The organism is Pantoea sp. JGM49 (genome assembly GCF_018257655.1).
Taxonomy (GTDB): Bacteria; Pseudomonadota; Gammaproteobacteria; order Enterobacterales; family Enterobacteriaceae; genus Pantoea; species Pantoea communis.
Genome location: NZ_JAERJM010000001.1, coordinates 453,897 through 470,573, shown reverse-complemented (window position 1 = coordinate 470,573; position 16,677 = coordinate 453,897). Strand labels below are relative to the sequence as shown.

Sequence of the window (16,677 nt, the reverse complement as noted above, 5' to 3'; positions counted from 1 at the left end):
AGGGGCGGCAAGAATGCCGCCCTTTTTCAGCCATTTCAACACAGCACTGATTTCCCGCTCGACGTGACATCATCAATGGCCTCCTCTGGTTGCAGGATGCGCACCTGACTCAACACGAAAATCACTCCGCTTATCTTTGCATCCGAATCAGCGTATTCTGTCCTCCGCTTGCCCTTTTCTCACGGAACTGGAGGAAACATGTCCACCTTACGTTTGCTGATCTCTGATTCACACGATCCCTGGTTTAACCTCGCGGTGGAAGAGTGCATATTCCGTCAGATGCCTACCACGCAGCGCGTATTGTTCTTATGGCAGAACGCTGAAACGGTGGTGATTGGCCGCGCGCAAAACCCGTGGAAAGAGTGCAACACGCGTCGGATGGCGGAAGATGGCATCAAACTGGCGCGACGCAGCAGCGGCGGCGGTGCGGTGTTTCATGATTTGGGCAACGCCTGTTTCACCTTTATGGCCGGTAAACCGGAGTATGACAAAACCGTCTCGACGGCGATTATTTTGCAGGCGCTTGAGAAGCTGGGTATGCGCGCCGAAGCCTCCGGTCGCAATGACATCGTGGTCAATGTGAATGGCGATATGCGTAAGATTTCCGGTTCCGCCTATCGTGAAACGCCGGATCGCGGTTTTCACCACGGCACTTTCCTGATGAGCGCCGATCTTTCGCGCCTTGCCGATTACCTCAACCCGGACATCAAAAAGCTTCAGGCCAAAGGGATCACCTCGGTGCGTTCCCGCGTGGCGAACATCGCGGATTTTATTCCTGATATCCGGTTTGCAGACATCCGTCGTGAGGTGATTGCGGCTTACTTCGCGCATTACCATGAAACCTGCGAGCCCGAGTTTATTTCACCGGAAGCCCTGCCTGACCTTCCCGGCTTTAAGGCGCAGTTCGCCCGCCAGAGCAGCTGGGAGTGGAATTTTGGTCAGGCGCCTGATTTCTCACATCTGCTGCAGGAACGTTTTGTCTGGGGTGGCGTTGAGATTCACTTTGACGTTGAGCGTGGCACCATTACCCGCAGTCAAATTTTCACCGATAGCCTCAATCCCGCACCGCTTGAAACGCTGGCGATGCAGTTGCACGGTGTGGCGTATCGACCGGAGTCACTGCAGGCTGAAATGCAGAAACTGATTGCGGCGTTTCCGGAACAGCAGAAGGAACTCACCGAACTAACAAACTGGCTGGTGAACAGCATCAGATAAGGTGGCGCTGCACCAGCGCCTCAATGAGTCCCTGCAGTTCCTTTACGCCATCCAGCTGCCGGATATCGCCACACACTACAGCGTTTGAGAGGGCGTCTGCCGCGCCCAGTAAACCCCACAGGCTGGATTGCGGCAGCTTCGCCTCAGCAAACCACAGACGTAACTTCGCCATGAAATCGAGTTGGTATTTGCGCTTCACTTCAGCCAGTTCTGGCGAGCTATTGAGTGCTGACAGCACATCGGGAATTTCGCGCCCTTGTGTCAGTACACAGTTCACGTAACAAGCGGCTACCGTGCTGGCGCGTTCTGCCAGATCGTCTCCCGCTTTTGCCATCGCCGCGTCAATGACAGCGTTTTGCCGCACATCGAAGTCCTCATACAGCGCAGCGAGCAAACCGTGGCGAGTGCCAAAATGCTCATACACCACAGGCTTGCTGACACCCGCTTCAATGGCCACTCGCCCAAGAGTAAGGGCATCGCTACCCTGCTCTCGCACCAGATTCCACGCTGTGTTCATCAGCTGCTCGCGGCGGGCGTCAAAGGTCATACGCTGGCGCGTGGGTGAGTTCATGCAGATTCCTTCACAGTAAAAAGTCGCTGCCCCAGTTGCCGGGCAAGCGCGTAATGCGCATCAGGATAACCCTCATCGGAAGGCAACAACAGTTCGCTGTTGACTACCGGCGCGCCGCAATAACCAAATATTCCCTCATCGATCTGATTGCGCATACTGCTGAAATAGCCGCGACGCAGGTAAGTGCGCGTATTCGCCGCACCCAGTGCCAGCAGATGCACCTGCAGATGACCTAACTTTTTGATGACCTTTTCGCCGGTGTCGTCGTACGCCCAGCCCTGGGTAAACACGCGGTCAATCCACCCTTTTAACTGTGCCGGGAAAGACCACCAGTAAATCGGATACACCAATACCAACGCATCGGCACGATTGAGACGCTGCTGTTCGGCCAATACATCCTGAGGCGAAACGGTTCCCGATTTGAACTGTTCGACATCCGCCTGATTGAAGCGTGGATCAAAGTGCTCAGCCGCTAAATCGGCGATTTCAACACTGTGTTGGCCGCTCGCTGAAATGCCTTTAACCAGCTGTTCAACCACAGCATGGGTGTGTGAGTGATGGTCTGGATGAGCTGTAACGATAAGCGTGTGCATGGGGTTAACCTCCGACAATGATTGACCTACCATTGGTAACTTACTGGTGGTAGGTTGTCAATTGTTCGTTTGCTGTGTGAGTTCAGTGTGTAATACCGTTTGGTGGGAATGGTGGGTGCTCAGGTGATGACGCAATCTGGAGCCACTGTGGGTTTCGTCTAAACGGGCACCATATGAATGGCGGTAGCGCCTCTGATGCTGCAAGGGCTATCCGCAGCGCTGAGGCTTTTACGTTGGGCCAGGAGATCCACGCAGGGATGCGCGGATCAGTTCGGGGCCGACCGGGATGGTCGATCCCCGAACGTTCCGTCGGCACGACGTGGAAGCCGAGGGTACCGCGTCAGCGGCGCGAGGACTGCCCGGCAGCAGCAGAGGTGCTACGGCCCGCACTAGCGCACATAAAAAGCTGCCATTAATTTAACTATGGCAGCCTGCACTCACACAAACGTGACGCCGTCACTCACCAAAAATGCAATCACTGTCGCGTCACGCTCGCCTTGGACTGCAGGCAATGCGCCCTGCTCGCTGATAGAATCCCCCTGCAACAGCCGCTCCTCGCCAACAGTCACAATGCCATCCAGCAAGGTCAGCCATGTTGAGTAACCGGCAAGATGTGGCACCTCAACCTGTGCGCCCCGCTCCACTTTCAGATCATAAATAAACACCTCCTGACCCAACGGCAGCGGTGCGTCGCTAGTTTCGGGTCCAGCCAGCAATGTCCAGGCGTTGAGCGGCACCCCATCAGCGCGAGTAAAATCCAGGGTGCGTGGTGCACCGCCGCTTTTGGCCGGACGGATATAAGCCTGCAACATCTCGGTTTCAACAAAAGGCGCAGACTCTTCATAACGCACGCCACTTCCTGCACTCACCACCATGGCGCGTTTGGCATTCAGCGCGGTTTTGTCGCCATTTTCAGCAAGGTGCTGCGCCGAACCACGCCAGACGTAGCTGAAAATCTCTTCGTCCTGACGGCTGTGCATCGGAATACGCGCATCCATTTTCAACGACATCTGATCAATAATCGTCAGCGGGCCAAAAGCCTCGCCAGGCCGTTGCCGGCGGATGGTAAAGGGACCGTATTCAAACAGTTGGTCACGCTGGGCACGCATTACGTTCATAATTTGCTCCTCAAAATGTGGCTATGCTCATCATGATAGCGACAAGAAAATCCCTGAACAGGTGTGCAATTTGCTCACTTAAGTCAAAATTTTTGAATATTGATAACTAACAGCAATAATAAGAAAAAGAAACAATCTAAAGAACGCAACTATTTAGCATTCAGGATTAGTCAGGCTGCTTGTTTTTGCGTAAAATACGCTTTTCCGTGATGAGTAAATAACATGAATCGCAGCGAACAGATTCTTGATGCAGCTGAACAGTGCATGCGCCTAAAAGGGTTTCATCAAACGTCTATTCAGAATATTGCCAGCCAGGCAAATGTTAGCATTGGTTTAATTTATAAATATTATAAAAACAAAGATGCCATTATCGAAGCGCTGGTGACCAATGTGGTGCAACGCATGATCGCATTATTAAACGCTGATTTTGAACGAATTGCCCATGCGGGAGGCGTCACGCATTCGGTGCAGGACATTGTGCCGCCCGAAGTTGAGCACAGTATTGTCTTGTTGATGGAAGTCTCATCTGAAGCCACACGTAACGAGCGTATTCGTCAGATAATGAATGATGCGTGGTTGGTATTAAAAAACAACTTTATTGCTCAGGAGCAGACACTCAATCCGGCGCTGAAAGCCGACGTCATCAACACCCGACTGCATATCATCTCTCTGGTGATTGATGGGATGATCATTCGCCGTTGCATGAAACAACGTGACGTGCCCGACGGATTTATGCCCTTTTTTGATGCCATCACGCGTGACATCAATCAGCATGATATGGCCTGAAATCAGCCAAACAAATGATGTGTGAGAATGCCATTAATCCTGCCCTGTTCGTGATGATCCAGGTTCTTATCACCAAATGCGCGGCAGGCAACACCGTCTACCAGCATTAACAAAAATTGGATACGCTCATTACGCTGCTGTGGACTCACTTGAGCATACTGGCGGCTAAACGCTTTTTCCAAATCAGCAATCAATAGCTGTTCTTCTTGTGCCAAAACTTCCCGCACAGATTGATTACGCGACGCTTCCGAATACATCTCCAGTAATAAGCAGCGGTCCTGATAGGGCCAGTCCTGCCAAAATGGCGATTCCGCATCAATAATATCGCGGGTGCTGCTTTGCTTCGGCAGATTATCTTGTAAAAAAACACGCCAACTCGTGGCGATACTTTTAATCGTTTCACTGACGATGAATTCTTTGCTCTCGAAATAACGATATATCTGCCCTGCACCCAAACCTGATTCCCGGCTTATATCAGCCATGCTCGTCCCGTGAAAACCGGTGCGACTAAAACATATTTTTGCAGCGGCAATAATTATTTGCTGTCGCTGTCGCACGAAGGCGTCATTCTCTGATTTGCTCAACATAACTCCTAAAAGTGGCCGGCGCGTTATTATTGTTTTTTCCTATCATACGCGAAGGGATTTATAGCCGATATGCTGGCTATAAATCCGGTTACATTTTTTCCCAGGTCGCTAACGCATCGACCCGGGGCGATCATCACAGTTTCAGTTCAGATTCTTTCAACGCAGTACCACCACCCATCACTTTGTAGAAAGTATTGAGGTTCTGGTAGTAAGCCTGCTCAACGCTCACCAGGCTAGTGCGTGCTGTATACAGCGTGCGCTGTGCAGTTAACGCATTCAGATAGGTATCCACACCATTTTGATAGCGCAGATCTGCCAGGTGGTAATAGGTTTGCGAAGCAGCAACATTATTACGCTGACTGGTCAGCTGATCGTTGATAGTGCCGCGTCGTGCCAACGCATCGGCCACTTCTGAGAACGCCGTTTGGACCGCCTTCTCATACACCGCCACGTAATACTCTTTCTGCGCTTTGGTGTAGTTGAGGTAGGAAACGTTGTAGCCGCCTTTGAAAATCGGCAGCGAGATACTTGGGGCAAACGACCAGATTCCCGCACCGTTCTTGAACAGCGAAGACAAATCTGAACTGCCCACCCCACCGCTGGCGGTGAGGGAGATGCTTGGGAAGAAGTTAGCGCGTGCCGCCCCGATATTGGCATTAGCGGCTTTTAAGTTGTGCTCTGCCTGCAACACGTCCGGGCGATTATTCAGTGCATCCGATGACACGCCAGCAGGTACGGCTTTCAATGCATCGCCAATGGACTCAATGCTTTCAGGCAACAAATTATCTGGCACGCTTTTGCCTACCACCAGATCCAGCGCGTTTTTATCCTGCGCCACGCTTGTGGTGTAACTGGCCACATCCGCCTGAGCAGATTGATAAGTGGTCTCTGCTGACGCGACATCCACCATCGAATCCACACCGTTCTGCAGACGCTTGCGCGTCACTTCCAGTGACTGACGCGCACTCTCTGCCGTCTCTTTAGCGATCGCCAGATTGCTGCGATCGGCGGCCAGCTGCAGCCAGTAATCCACGGTGTTATACAGCACCGTCAGGCGCGTACTGCGGGCGCCCTCCAGCGTGCCGAGATAAGTTTCATACTGCTGGCGCGACAGACTCTGGTTCTTGCCAAACAGATCCAATTCAAACGAGCTGACGCTGCCCTCGGCTGAAGTGGTATTGCTGAGCGCAGTTTGATTTCCCTCCCCGGTTAGCGCGCGTGAACGTGTGCCGCTCACGCCAGCGCTCAGGCTGGGGAACAAATCGGCACGCTGCTCACCATACTGAGCATGAGCCGATTTCACACTGGCGACCGCTTCATGCAGATCGCGGCTGCTGTCCAGCGCCATCGTCACCACCTGGCGCAGCTTCGCATCCAGCACATAATCCTGCCAGCTGATATCACGATAGTTAGCCGGTGTGCCTTGTAACGTCCGATAGGCATCGCCGGTGGGCGCGGTGGTATTCACCGCATCCTTTGGCCGATCGTAATGCGGATCGAGAGATACGCAACCCGCAAGGAAACACGGCAAAAACACCATTAAAAGTTTTGCAGACATATTACTCCTCCGCCTTCACAGCAGATTCGGTTGACTGTGCATCGTCATGCGGAATCGCCGGGAAAACGCGACGGACCAGAACAAAGAACAGCGGTACAAAGAAGATGGCCAGCAAGGTCGCGGTCAGGGTGCCGCCGATAATGCCGGTGCCGATAGCGATACGGCTGTTCGCCCCCGCACCGGTGGAAATCGCCAATGGCAGTACCCCAGCGGTAAACGCCAGCGAAGTCATGATGATCGGACGCAAACGCATGGTGGCGGCATGCACCGCGGCTTTCACCAGGTTCTCACCCTTGCGATAGTTCTCCTCAGCGAATTCCACGATCAAAATCGCGTTCTTGGCCGAGAGACCAATGATGGTCAACAACGCTACCTGGAAATAGACGTCGTTTTCCAGACCGCGTAGCGTAATGGCCAGCAAGGAACCGATGACGCCCAACGGCACCACCATCATCACCGAGAACGGCACTGACCAACTTTCATACAGCGCGGCCAGACACAGGAACACCACAATCAGGGAGATGCCATACAACGACATTGCCTGGTTGCCGGAGAGTTTTTCCTGATAAGAGAGGCCGCTCCATGCATAGGTGGTACCGGTTGGCAGTTTGGCCGCCAGTTTTTCCATAGCGGTGATGGCATCGCCGGAACTCTTGCCCGATGCTGAAGATCCTTCAATCTCATAGGAAGCCAGGCCGTTATAACGTGACAGCACATCTGGACCGTAAGCCCATTTTGAGGAGGCGAACGACGAGAACGGCACCATAGTGGTGTTGCTGCTGCTATCCGTTCCGCGCACGTACCATTGATCGATATCTTCAGGCTTACTGCGGAATTGCTGATCGCCCTGCATGTAAACCTTCTTCACGCGACCGCGGTCGGTGAAGTCGTTGACGTAACTGCCGCCAATCGCTGCACTCAAGGTGGTATTGATGTCACTGATGGTCAGGCCCAGTGACTGCGCTTTGGCATCATCAATACTCACATCCAGCTGAGGCAAATCGGGTAACGAGTTGGCACGCACCGCGCTCAACACCGGATCCTGATTGGCTTCAGCGATCAGCTGGTTACGCATCTTCAGCAGTTGGTCACGATCGGTTGAGCCGCGTGCTTGCAGTTCAAAAGTAAAGCCGTTGGACTGGCCCAATCCCGAGACTGAAGGCGGTGACAACACGAAAATCTGTGCATCACGAATACTGGATAGCGCAGCCATGGCGCGTCCTGCTATCGCATCGGCGCTGTTCTCTGAGCCTTTACGCTCACTCCAGTTTTTCAGCGAGATAAAACCAATACCGGCGTTCTGTCCGCTGCCCGCAAAGCTGAAGCCGTTCACCAGCATGCTGACGTTAACGTTATCTTTCTCTTTGGTCGCGAAGTACTGCTGAACCTGCTGACGGACTTCACTGGTGCGGTTTTCCGTGGCACCCGGTGCCAGCTGATACTGCACCATGATATAGCCCTGATCTTCGGTCGGCAGGAAGCCGGTCGGCAGGCGCAGATACAGCACCGCACATCCGATCAACAATACGCCGTACAGCAGCAGATAACGCACTGAACTGTGCACCACATGGCCGACGCCGTTTTGATAGCGCCCCTGTACTTTTTCATAGCTACGGTTAAACCAGCCAAAGAAGCCTTTGGTGCCGCTTTCATGGTTATGTGGTTTCAGCAAGGTGGCACAGAGTGCCGGTGTCAGCGTCAGCGCGACAATCACCGACAGCACCATCGACGACACAATGGTGATCGAAAACTGGCGATAGATCACACCGGTTGAACCACTGAAGAAGGTCATCGGCAGGAACACCGCCGACAGCACTAAGGCAATACCGATCAGCGCCCCTGTGATCTCTTTCATCGATTTTTCGGTGGCCTGACGCGGTGGTAATCCCTCTTCGCGCATCACGCGCTCAACGTTTTCCACGACGACAATCGCATCATCGACCAGCAAGCCGATGGCGAGCACCATACCGAACATGGTTAAGGTGTTAATCGAATAACCAAACAGCGACAGCACACCAAAGGTGCCCAGTAACACGACCGGCACGGCAATCGCCGGGATCAGTGTGGTACGAATGTTCTGCAGGAACACGAACATCACGATGACCACCAGAATCACCGCTTCGATCAGCGTTTTCACCACTTCTTCAATCGAGATTTTTACGAAGTCGGTACTGTCGAGCGGATAAGCGATCTCATAGCCCGCAGGCATACTGCTGCGGAACTCATTGATGGTGGATTTCACCTGTTCGGCGGTGGAAAGCGCATTGGCACCCGACGCCAGCTGAACCGCGATACCCGAAGCGGGATGGCCGTTCGCCAACACGTTGGCACTGTAATTCTCATCACCCATCTCGACGCGCGCCACATCACTCAGGCGCACCACGGAACCGTCAGACTGGCTTTTCAGCACAATATTACGGAACTGTTCTGGCGTTTGCAGACGTGAACGCGAACGCACCGTTGCCACCAGTTGCTGCTCTTTACTGGCAGGCTGCGCACCCAACTGGCCGGAAGAGACCTGGGTGTTTTGGCTCTCCAGCGCGGTGGTGACATCCGACGGCATCAGCGAATAGGAAGCGAGTTTGCTCGGATCTAACCAGATACGCATCGCGTATTCGGCACCAAATACCTGCACGCTCCCGACGCCGCTGACACGCGCCAGCGTATCTTCCATATTACTGACCATATAGTCAGCCACATCGGAAGAACTGCTTTTATTGGTTTTATCGTACACCGCAAGGATCAGCAGGAAGTCGCTCTGCGCTTTTTCCACGGTGACACCCTGTGTGGTCACGGCGGTAGGCAGACGGCTTTCTGCCTGCTGAACCTTGTTTTGTACCTGTACCTGAGCGATATCGGGGTCAGTGCCTTGCTGGAAGGTCACATTGATTTTTACCTGACCGGTCGATGCGGTGCTGGTGGAGTTGAAATAGAGTAAACCATCCAACCCGGTCAACTGCTGCTCAATCACCTGGGTGACACTGCTCTCCAGCGTTTCCGCCGAGGCTCCGGTGTAGGTGGCCTGAATGCTGATCTGTGGCGGCGCCACATCGGGATATTGCGCCACGGGCAGGCTGTTAATACTGAGTAAACCGAACATCATGATGCAGATGGCGATAACCCAGGCAAACACCGGCCGACGAATAAAGAACTGAGCCAACATATCAGTTGCCCTCGCTGGTCGCGGCTATATCGTTTGGCGTCACTTCTACGGCTTTAACGCTCATGCCCGCCTGCACTTTACCGGTACCTTCAACAATCAGTTTGTCGCCGCTGTTGAGACCAGAGGTAATCAGCCACTTATTGCCGATCACGCGATCGGCCACCACTTCACGGCTCTCGACTTTATTCTCTTTATCCACCACCAGCGCGGTGGCATTGCCTTTGGCGTCACGTGTGATGCCCTGTTGCGGTGCGAGGATCGCGTCGGTTTTAACGCCGTTAGTCACATTGGCGCGCACATACATGCCCGGCAACAACTCATGTTGCGGGTTAGGGAAAATCGCGCGCAGCGTCACGGTGCCCGTCGCTTCATCTACCGACACTTCCGTCAGTTCCAGCTTGCCCGGATGGTCATAAGCACTGCCATCTTCCAGTTTCACCGTCACCGGCACGGCATCCGTGCTCTGCTGCAAGGAAGCCTGCTGACGTTTCAGCTTCAGCAGTTGAACGCTGGATTGGGTGAGATCGACATAAATAGGATCGAGCGCGCGAATGGTCGCCAGCGCGGTGGTCTGGCTAGCAGTCACCAGCGCACCTGGCGTCACGGAGGAAATGCCAATGCGTCCACTGATTGGGGCTTTGATCTGCGTGTAATTAAGATTGATGCGAGCGCTTTCAACCGCAGCACGATACTGATCCACGGATGCGACATTTTGCTGGTAAGTGGCTAACGCGTCATCTGCATCCTGACGCGACACGCCGTTCTCTTTCACCAGTGCTGCATAGCGCTCCGCTTTGAGTTTGCTGCTTTTCACCAATGCCTGAGCATTCTTTAATTGTGCCAAAGCCTGATCGTAACTGGCCTGATAGCTGGCCGGATCGATTTGATACAGCACCTGACCGGCTTTCACTTCATCCCCTTCGGTAAACAGGCGCTTCAAAATAATCCCTTCAACCTGGGGGCGCACTTCTGAGGTCATACTGCCCGTCACGCGGCCCGCGAGCTGGCTGTCCAGCGCCACTGACTCGCTTTGCAAGGTTTTAACACCCACTTCGGTGGTCGGAGTGGCGGCTTGTTGACTGCTGTTTTGATCGCAGGCGGCGACTAACATCACCAGCCCGGCGATCACACTGCGCTGAAAATTCTTCATGAATTACCCTGTAGTGAACGTTCATTCTCAGAATGAAGTCTATCAAATTAGCTTTCCTTACACTGTCAGGAAAATGAAAAGAGAGAGGGCGTAGTGGATTTTTACAATGCGGACTTTAGATAAGGTGATGATGAATCTTTGTCGTTATAACACATGCTTTTCCCAAACTTCGTCGCAGCACGAACTCTCGTGCTGCGACGAAGCATTATTCCGCCGATATACGTACAACACTCTCAAGCTTTGCCGCTTTGGTCGCCGCGCCGTCATTTTTCACCGTGACGAACAGGGCGTGATTAGCCTCATCGAGTGCCAGGCTATTGGGGTGCGGAGGCAACGCCAGGGTGTTAATTCGCTGCAGCGATCGGGCATCAAAGATCGTCACCGTGCCCGCGCCCTTTTCGACTCTGACACCGTTGCGGTTGGTGACATAAATGCGCTGCTGCTGTGCATCCAGCAGTAAGCCAATCGGCACCTGATCGGTATCCACCTTGGCCAGAACCTTGCCGCTGTCTGCATCCAGAGCAAACAGCTGATGTCCGCTGCTGCGTCGGGTGTAGGTCTGTCCCAGATAGTTATTTCGCGGCTTGTCACGATCGATCCCCTGATCAACGCCAAGCAGGCGATTCCCCTGCGGGTCATAGACCAGATTGAGCAGCAGTTTGGCGCGCGCATTGGTGGTTTGCACTTCGCGCGGATCGCCCACCGGCGTGTAAGCGGGCAGATCGATGTCACTGCGGCGGCGCTGGCGATCAACGCTGACACGAAACGCCAGCTGTTCATCAATCAGTGGGCCACTGGCCATCGCCGCCAGTTATGAGGCGTGCTGATTGCCAAATCCACCCTTTATAGCGCTCTCCCATTCGAAGCTGGGATCTTTGGTGGTCATCACAATCGCACCGGCGATGGCATTGCGACCCTGAATGTAACTTTGCGGCCCTCGAAACACTTCCACGCGATCTAAATCCCACAGCGATTGCGGTCCATAGGCCTGTTCGTTATAGGTGAGCGCACGGCCATCCAGTGATAATCCTAAACGCGGGCGTGTTCCGCTAAGGAATGCCCCTGCACCCGTCGATGGGCCGGAGCCATGCACCCCGCGCACTGTTGGCAGATCGTTGCCGATCCCGACATCAACGGTATTCGCGGTCATCCGCATTAAGTCTGAAACGGTTTCAGCACCGGGCAGTGAATCAATCCTGCGGCTATCAAAAACTTCAACGCTCGATCCGGTATCAAAAATCGATCGTTCCGTTTTCTCTCCGGTTACCACCAGCTCTTGTTCGTCCTGATAGCTACGCTCCCGGCTGCTGGTAACTTCCTCCGAGTCCTTTTCTGCGGCGACGGCGGAACCCGACATGCCAATACACAGGCCGATAGCGATACTGATGACTTTACGACGCGCATAATAGCCGTGGTGTGTGGTAATAGACTGACGCTTTTCGCGTGTCTCCTTCATCCCAAAGGTTTAAAAAACATTCATGTTTATTGACACAACCCACATTTTATTGAGTGCCATCAGTCTTTATTTTTCTGACTAACGGCAATAGCAAAGCCACCTCTTTTGCAGAGGTTGTTATAAGAAGATGTTCGTGAAGCGTAAAAAAGTGTTGCCAACCATAATCACTAATATCAGGCGATGCAAACAAATATTACACATTCATGAAAGCGTATTGTTATTAGCGGATCTATTAACCTGCCGGATTCAGCGGTTATTAACATGCGATAAATATCTGCACTAAAATAATCTCACAGTGATATGATTTTAAATCACAAGCGGATTCTTAATTTTTTTTGTCAACCTTGTTCAGGTTGCTGGAGATGAAAAATGGGACTGATTGAACTGTTGAGACATACGCCAACATGGGTGTGGATATTACTCGTCTATCTGATTTTTCGCGGCATTAAGGCATTACAGACTCGTGAAGTCGCGGTGCAAAAACTGTTCTACATTCCAGTTTTGTTTTTAGTTTGGGGCTTTTATGGCGTATTTCGGGAAACCACCTGGGTTGCTTATACGCTGTTTTCCATGATTATCGGTTTACTGATTGGGGGTATCATCGGTGCCATGTTGTCTCACGCGACAGGCAAACCCATCTCCAGTGAAAATCACGGCATGATTATTCGCCCAGGTTCGGCGTTGCCATTAATATTTATGTTATTAGCCTTTGCCGCCAAATATACGCTTTCCGTTTCTGTGGCTTTGCACCCTGAATTAATCGCTTCCCTGTCATTTAATCTGATTCACGGTGCAATCAGCGGCGTTACTGCGGGGATATTCTGGGGGAGCATGCTGGTTTATTTCATTCCCTGGTATCGACAGCTAAAGAGGTTATCCCTTTAACGAGCAAAAGAGGGAGGACGCCACCCTCAGGCGTTCCCTTCGCGACATTAACGCTTTGTGATCAACGCGGCTAATGCCAGCTGCGGAATCGTCAACGGACGCTCGCTCTCCGGCAGGCTGTCTGCCGCCGCCGCCATTGAAACCTGCGCCAGTGCTAGGTGTTGTGCGCCCTGCTCGCGTCCCTGTTTTACCGCGTCAGCGATGAGCGCGTGGTAGCGTTGATGATCACCCGCTTTAAATGCGGCCCAGGCGTCAGGAATCAGAGCGACCTGTGGCTGTTTTTCAGATGGCAACGTTGGTGGACAGAACAACAGACGGGTAGCCGCTAAGGTTGACTCAGCCGCGCAGAGTACCAGCGCAGGCCCTGCCATTTGATGCAGGTGATCTGCCAGCATCCGATCTGCGCGATAGACCGGGCAGCCCGATTTTTGCGGTTGGAAGGTGTCGGCCACTGGCCCCAGCGTTGAACAGGTAATGACTATCGCATCAAACCAAGGTCCCATACTGTGCATCAGCTGAGCCAAACGTTGCTGTTGCTCCTGCGTCATACCGCCACTTTGCTCAGCTTCAGCCAGCAGGTGCGGCATCACAATATGGCTCAGTGTGTGGGGAGGTAATTCAAGGGCGTGTGCCGCGTGATCGAACAGCGCGATATTACTGGCGGCGGTGTGCAGGCAAGCTATGGTCATGGTCATCCTTATAGTTATGCTATTTATAGGTCCGCTGAGTCCTGGCGGCGTGATTGCAGTGGTAGATTATTGCTTCACCGTCTAATAATATTCAAAATTATTTAACATTCCTTAGCCGTTACCCTCATGAACCTGCACCTGCTCGCCTTTATCATTGCGATCTTACCGGTGGCCTTGTCGCCAGGGGCGAGTTTCACCCTCGCGATGAATAACACGCTGGTGGCAGGCACGCGCGGGCTGGCGGCGATCATTCTCGGCACGGCTCTGGGTATTTATACCCATGCGCTGCTGATTGGCCTGGGCATCAGCGCCCTGCTGGTGCGTTCCCCCATTATCTTTAATCTGTTAAGCGTGGCGGGGGCTGCTTATCTGCTGTGGCTCGGCGTACAGTTGTTGCGTCGAGGTCGTCATATTTCCCAACCCGTCGCCTCTTACCGTAGCGCCCGCATGGGGATTAAAGATGCCTGGCTAGCCAATGTGCTTAATCCAAAAGCGGTGATGTTGTATCTCACCGTGGTATCGCAATTCGCCGGGCGCGATCATGCCTTGCTGCATTATCTGCTGCTGGCCTCCATACACGTTGCCATTATGGCACTGTGGCTGGTGATCATCTGTTTTACGCTGCTGACTTCAGCACGAGTGATCAACATTCGTAAGCTGTCCATCGCCATCAACATTGGCGGCGGGCTGATACTGGTGTTTTTTGCTATCAGCAATTTGGTTCAGCTTTTTATGACATTAAAAGGATTTTCATCATGATGGCATTAAGCGACTTCGGCCCACGCATCTGCATTTTGGGGCCTTCAAACAGCGGTAAATCGACACTGGCTCAGGCCATCGCCAGCAAGACAGCGCGCCCGCTCATCCACCTGGATCAGCTTTATCACCTCCCCAACACGCACTGGCAAGCCCGCGCTGAAGCAGATTTCCGGCAACTGCATCTCGACGCTATCGCAGGGGAAAGCTGGGTCATGGACGGCAATTATGTGCGCACGCTACCGGACCGCTTAACGCGTGCCAGCGGTATCATTCTGCTTGACCTGCCACCGACTCAAAGTTTCTTTCGTTATCTGCGTCGTACGCTGTTTGATGCCCAGCGCATTGGCGGTGTTGTCCCCTCACATCAGCGCGAGAAGTTGACCTGGGAAATGACGCGTTATCTGCTTATCACCTCTCGGCGCCATCGCCCGCGTAACCAACGCATGTATGCGGAATGGACCTTGCCCAAGCTGTTGCTTAGCTCGTCAGCAGACATTAACCTGGCCTATCGCGAATGGGGTCTTCTCTCAGAGCACCCTTCTATACCCTAATTCTGCCCTTCGCTCATCTCCCGCTTCGCCTGCAAGTTTGGCCTGCGCTGCTACCTTTAGTGGGTTGCATTAACCTTACAAAATCTGGAGATATTATGAGCAATGACGATCGTAAACCGACCACCACGGATGCTGGCATTCCGGTAGCTAGCGATGAACACTCTCTGTCAGTCGGGCCGGACGGTCCGCTGGTGCTGCACGATCACTACCTGATTGAGCAGATGGCGAACTTCAACCGTGAGCGTATTCCGGAACGCCAGCCGCACGCCAAAGGCAGCGGCGCGTTTGGCCATTTTGAAGTGACGGACGATGTCAGCCGCTATACCAAAGCTGCGGTATTTCAGCCGGGCACAAAAACTGATGTGGTGATGCGCTTTTCAACCGTTGCAGGGGAACGCGGCAGTCCCGACACCTGGCGCGATCCGCGCGGTTTTGCCCTCAAGTTTTATACCAGCGAAGGCAACTACGACATGGTAGGCAACAACACCCCGGTGTTCTTTATTCGTGATCCGATGAAGTTTCAGCACTTTATCCGCTCGCAAAAACGCCGCGCCGACAACAATTTGCGCGACCACGATATGCAGTGGGATTTCTGGACGCTGTCGCCAGAATCGGCGCATCAGGTTACCTGGTTGATGGGCGATCGCGGTATTCCCAAAAGCTGGCGTCATATGAACGGCTATTCCAGCCACACCTACATGTGGGTCAACGCGCAAGGTGAGAAGTTTTGGGTCAAATATCACTTCAAAACCGATCAGGGCGTGGAGTTTCTGGCGCAGGAAAACGCGGATACCTTGGCCGGTCAGGATGGCGACTACCACACCCGCGATCTGTTTAACGCGATTAAAAACGGTGAGTTCCCCAGCTGGACGCTCTACATGCAGATCATGCCGTTTGCCGAAGCTGAGACCTATCGCTTCAACCCGTTCGATCTCACTAAAGTCTGGCCGCATGCCGACTACCCGCTGATCAAAGTCGGCAAACTACAGCTAAACCGCAATCCCACTGACAACCATGCACAGATCGAGCAAGCTGCGTTTGAGCCAAACAATCTGGTACCGGGCATTGGTTTGAGCCCTGACAAAATGTTGATTGGTCGTGTATTTGCCTATGCCGATGCTCACCGCGCGCGGTTGGGCGTGAATTACAAACAGATCCCGGTCAATGCGCCTCATTCTCCGGTGCACAGTTATAGCAAAGACGGTGCGATGCGGATGAATCCGGTCTCAGATCCGGTGTATGCACCTAATTCCAAAGGCGGTCCGGTGGCAGATGGCGAGCGTTATCCCACCGACTCCACTTGGGAATCACAAGGCAACATGGTGCGTGCGCCGTATACGCTGCGCAAAGATGATGATGATTTCGGTCAGGCGAATACGCTGGTGAATAAAGTGATGGACGATGCGGCACGCGACCGTCTGGTGAACAACGTCAGCGGGCATTTGTTGGATGGCGTGGAAGAACCGGTGCTGTCACGCGCGTTTGCCTACTGGCGTAACATTGATCAAACCATTGGCGACCGTATTGCACAGCAGGTGCAGAGTGAGCGCGCAAAACGCTAAATAAAAAGGGGCGCCGCTGCGAACAGTGTGCGCC

14 protein-coding genes and 2 pseudogenes are annotated in these 16,677 nt (G+C 53.3%); 6 read left to right on the top strand and 10 right to left on the bottom strand.

All coding sequences use genetic code 11. The annotated features are described in order from the left end of the window. Positions 1-198 precede the first annotated feature (198 nt). The gene (locus JK231_RS02360; protein WP_058959936.1) at positions 199-1,215 is read left to right on the top strand and encodes a lipoate--protein ligase A; all 1,017 of its coding nucleotides are present in this window, start codon (positions 199-201) and stop codon (positions 1,213-1,215) included. Here JK231_RS02360 and JK231_RS02355 read toward each other — a convergent pair. From JK231_RS02355 to JK231_RS02345, 3 genes are all read right to left on the bottom strand, one after another. Beyond that, on the bottom strand, positions 1,208-1,786 hold the full coding sequence (locus JK231_RS02355) for a TetR/AcrR family transcriptional regulator (RefSeq protein WP_097117160.1): 579 nt from the start codon (positions 1,784-1,786) through the stop codon (positions 1,208-1,210). The genes JK231_RS02360 and JK231_RS02355 overlap by 8 nt on opposite strands. Next, positions 1,783-2,379, bottom strand: a complete 597-nt coding sequence (locus tag JK231_RS02350; RefSeq protein ID WP_211727903.1) for an NAD(P)H-dependent oxidoreductase — start codon at positions 2,377-2,379, stop codon at positions 1,783-1,785. Before JK231_RS02350 ends, JK231_RS02355 begins: the two co-directional genes overlap by 4 nt. Before the next feature lie 437 nt (positions 2,380-2,816). Beyond that, the gene (locus JK231_RS02345; RefSeq protein WP_211727902.1) at positions 2,817-3,497 is read right to left on the bottom strand and encodes a pirin family protein; all 681 of its coding nucleotides are present in this window, start codon (positions 3,495-3,497) and stop codon (positions 2,817-2,819) included. A gap of 222 nt (positions 3,498-3,719) precedes the next feature. Between JK231_RS02345 and JK231_RS02340 the strand changes: the two genes are divergently transcribed. Further along, positions 3,720-4,283 (top strand): TetR/AcrR family transcriptional regulator, encoded by a 564-nt coding sequence (locus JK231_RS02340; protein WP_058959940.1) that lies wholly within the window; start codon positions 3,720-3,722, stop codon positions 4,281-4,283. Positions 4,284-4,285: 2 nt separating this feature from the next. Here the strand turns inward: JK231_RS02340 and JK231_RS02335 are convergent, their stop codons facing one another. The 6 genes and pseudogenes from JK231_RS02335 to JK231_RS02310 all read right to left on the bottom strand — a co-directional run. Further along, complete coding sequence (locus JK231_RS02335; RefSeq protein ID WP_249221589.1) at positions 4,286-4,870, bottom strand: TetR/AcrR family transcriptional regulator; 585 nt, start codon at positions 4,868-4,870, stop codon at positions 4,286-4,288. 133 nt (positions 4,871-5,003) lie between these two features. Further along, positions 5,004-6,428, bottom strand: coding sequence for an efflux transporter outer membrane subunit (locus JK231_RS02330; protein WP_211727900.1), 1,425 nt, complete (start codon positions 6,426-6,428; stop codon positions 5,004-5,006). 1 nt (position 6,429) lies between these two features. Next, a complete protein-coding gene (locus JK231_RS02325) occupies positions 6,430-9,591 on the bottom strand; it encodes an efflux RND transporter permease subunit (protein ID WP_211727899.1) in 3,162 nt (1,053 codons plus the stop codon). A gap of 1 nt (position 9,592) precedes the next feature. Continuing rightward, entirely contained in the window at positions 9,593-10,741 is a 1,149-nt protein-coding gene (locus JK231_RS02320; RefSeq protein ID WP_097117165.1) for an efflux RND transporter periplasmic adaptor subunit, read from the bottom strand. Between the two features lie 205 nt (positions 10,742-10,946). After that, a pseudogene (locus tag JK231_RS02315) lies at positions 10,947-11,408 on the bottom strand (hypothetical protein); the annotation flags it as partial. After that, a pseudogene (locus tag JK231_RS02310) lies at positions 11,394-12,098 on the bottom strand (TonB-dependent receptor plug domain-containing protein); the annotation flags it as partial. The pseudogenes JK231_RS02315 and JK231_RS02310, both read right to left, overlap by 15 nt. Before the next feature lie 468 nt (positions 12,099-12,566). Here JK231_RS02310 and JK231_RS25445 point away from each other — a divergent pair. Then, positions 12,567-13,082, top strand: a complete 516-nt coding sequence (locus tag JK231_RS25445; RefSeq protein WP_237448744.1) for a DUF6622 family protein — start codon at positions 12,567-12,569, stop codon at positions 13,080-13,082. Between the two features lie 47 nt (positions 13,083-13,129). Here the strand turns inward: JK231_RS25445 and JK231_RS02300 are convergent, their stop codons facing one another. Then, positions 13,130-13,771, bottom strand: a complete 642-nt coding sequence (locus JK231_RS02300) for a glutamate racemase (RefSeq protein ID WP_211727898.1) — start codon at positions 13,769-13,771, stop codon at positions 13,130-13,132. 126 nt (positions 13,772-13,897) lie between these two features. On the opposite strand from JK231_RS02300, the gene JK231_RS02295 reads away from it, so the two are divergent. The 3 genes from JK231_RS02295 to JK231_RS02285 all read left to right on the top strand — a co-directional run bounded on the left by JK231_RS02295 (position 13,898) and on the right by JK231_RS02285 (position 16,643). Further along, the gene (locus tag JK231_RS02295) at positions 13,898-14,530 is read left to right on the top strand and encodes a LysE family translocator (RefSeq protein WP_058959944.1); all 633 of its coding nucleotides are present in this window, start codon (positions 13,898-13,900) and stop codon (positions 14,528-14,530) included. Continuing rightward, the gene (locus JK231_RS02290; protein ID WP_349291514.1) at positions 14,518-15,081 is read left to right on the top strand and encodes an AAA family ATPase; all 564 of its coding nucleotides are present in this window, start codon (positions 14,518-14,520) and stop codon (positions 15,079-15,081) included. The genes JK231_RS02295 and JK231_RS02290 overlap by 13 nt, the downstream gene beginning before the upstream one ends. Positions 15,082-15,176: 95 nt before the next feature. Further along, complete coding sequence (locus JK231_RS02285) at positions 15,177-16,643, top strand: catalase (protein WP_160867273.1); 1,467 nt, start codon at positions 15,177-15,179, stop codon at positions 16,641-16,643. Positions 16,644-16,677 lie beyond the last annotated feature (34 nt).

Excerpts from the sequence above, each read along its gene's own strand:
- JK231_RS02360 (WP_058959936.1), top strand. The coding sequence starts at position 199 with ATGTCCACCTTACGTTTGCTGATCTCTGATTCACACGATCCCTGGTTT.
- JK231_RS02355 (WP_097117160.1), bottom strand. The coding sequence starts at position 1,786 with ATGAACTCACCCACGCGCCAGCGTATGACCTTTGACGCCCGCCGCGAG.
- JK231_RS02350 (WP_211727903.1), bottom strand. The coding sequence starts at position 2,379 with ATGCACACGCTTATCGTTACAGCTCATCCAGACCATCACTCACACACC.
- JK231_RS02345 (WP_211727902.1), bottom strand. The coding sequence starts at position 3,497 with ATGAACGTAATGCGTGCCCAGCGTGACCAACTGTTTGAATACGGTCCC.
- JK231_RS02340 (WP_058959940.1), top strand. The coding sequence starts at position 3,720 with ATGAATCGCAGCGAACAGATTCTTGATGCAGCTGAACAGTGCATGCGC.
- JK231_RS02335 (WP_249221589.1), bottom strand. The coding sequence starts at position 4,870 with ATGTTGAGCAAATCAGAGAATGACGCCTTCGTGCGACAGCGACAGCAA.
- JK231_RS02330 (WP_211727900.1), bottom strand. The coding sequence starts at position 6,428 with ATGTCTGCAAAACTTTTAATGGTGTTTTTGCCGTGTTTCCTTGCGGGT.
- JK231_RS02325 (WP_211727899.1), bottom strand. The coding sequence starts at position 9,591 with ATGTTGGCTCAGTTCTTTATTCGTCGGCCGGTGTTTGCCTGGGTTATC.
- JK231_RS02320 (WP_097117165.1), bottom strand. The coding sequence starts at position 10,741 with ATGAAGAATTTTCAGCGCAGTGTGATCGCCGGGCTGGTGATGTTAGTC.
- JK231_RS25445 (WP_237448744.1), top strand. The coding sequence starts at position 12,567 with ATGGGACTGATTGAACTGTTGAGACATACGCCAACATGGGTGTGGATA.
- JK231_RS02300 (WP_211727898.1), bottom strand. The coding sequence starts at position 13,771 with ATGACCATAGCTTGCCTGCACACCGCCGCCAGTAATATCGCGCTGTTC.
- JK231_RS02295 (WP_058959944.1), top strand. The coding sequence starts at position 13,898 with ATGAACCTGCACCTGCTCGCCTTTATCATTGCGATCTTACCGGTGGCC.
- JK231_RS02285 (WP_160867273.1), top strand. The coding sequence starts at position 15,177 with ATGAGCAATGACGATCGTAAACCGACCACCACGGATGCTGGCATTCCG.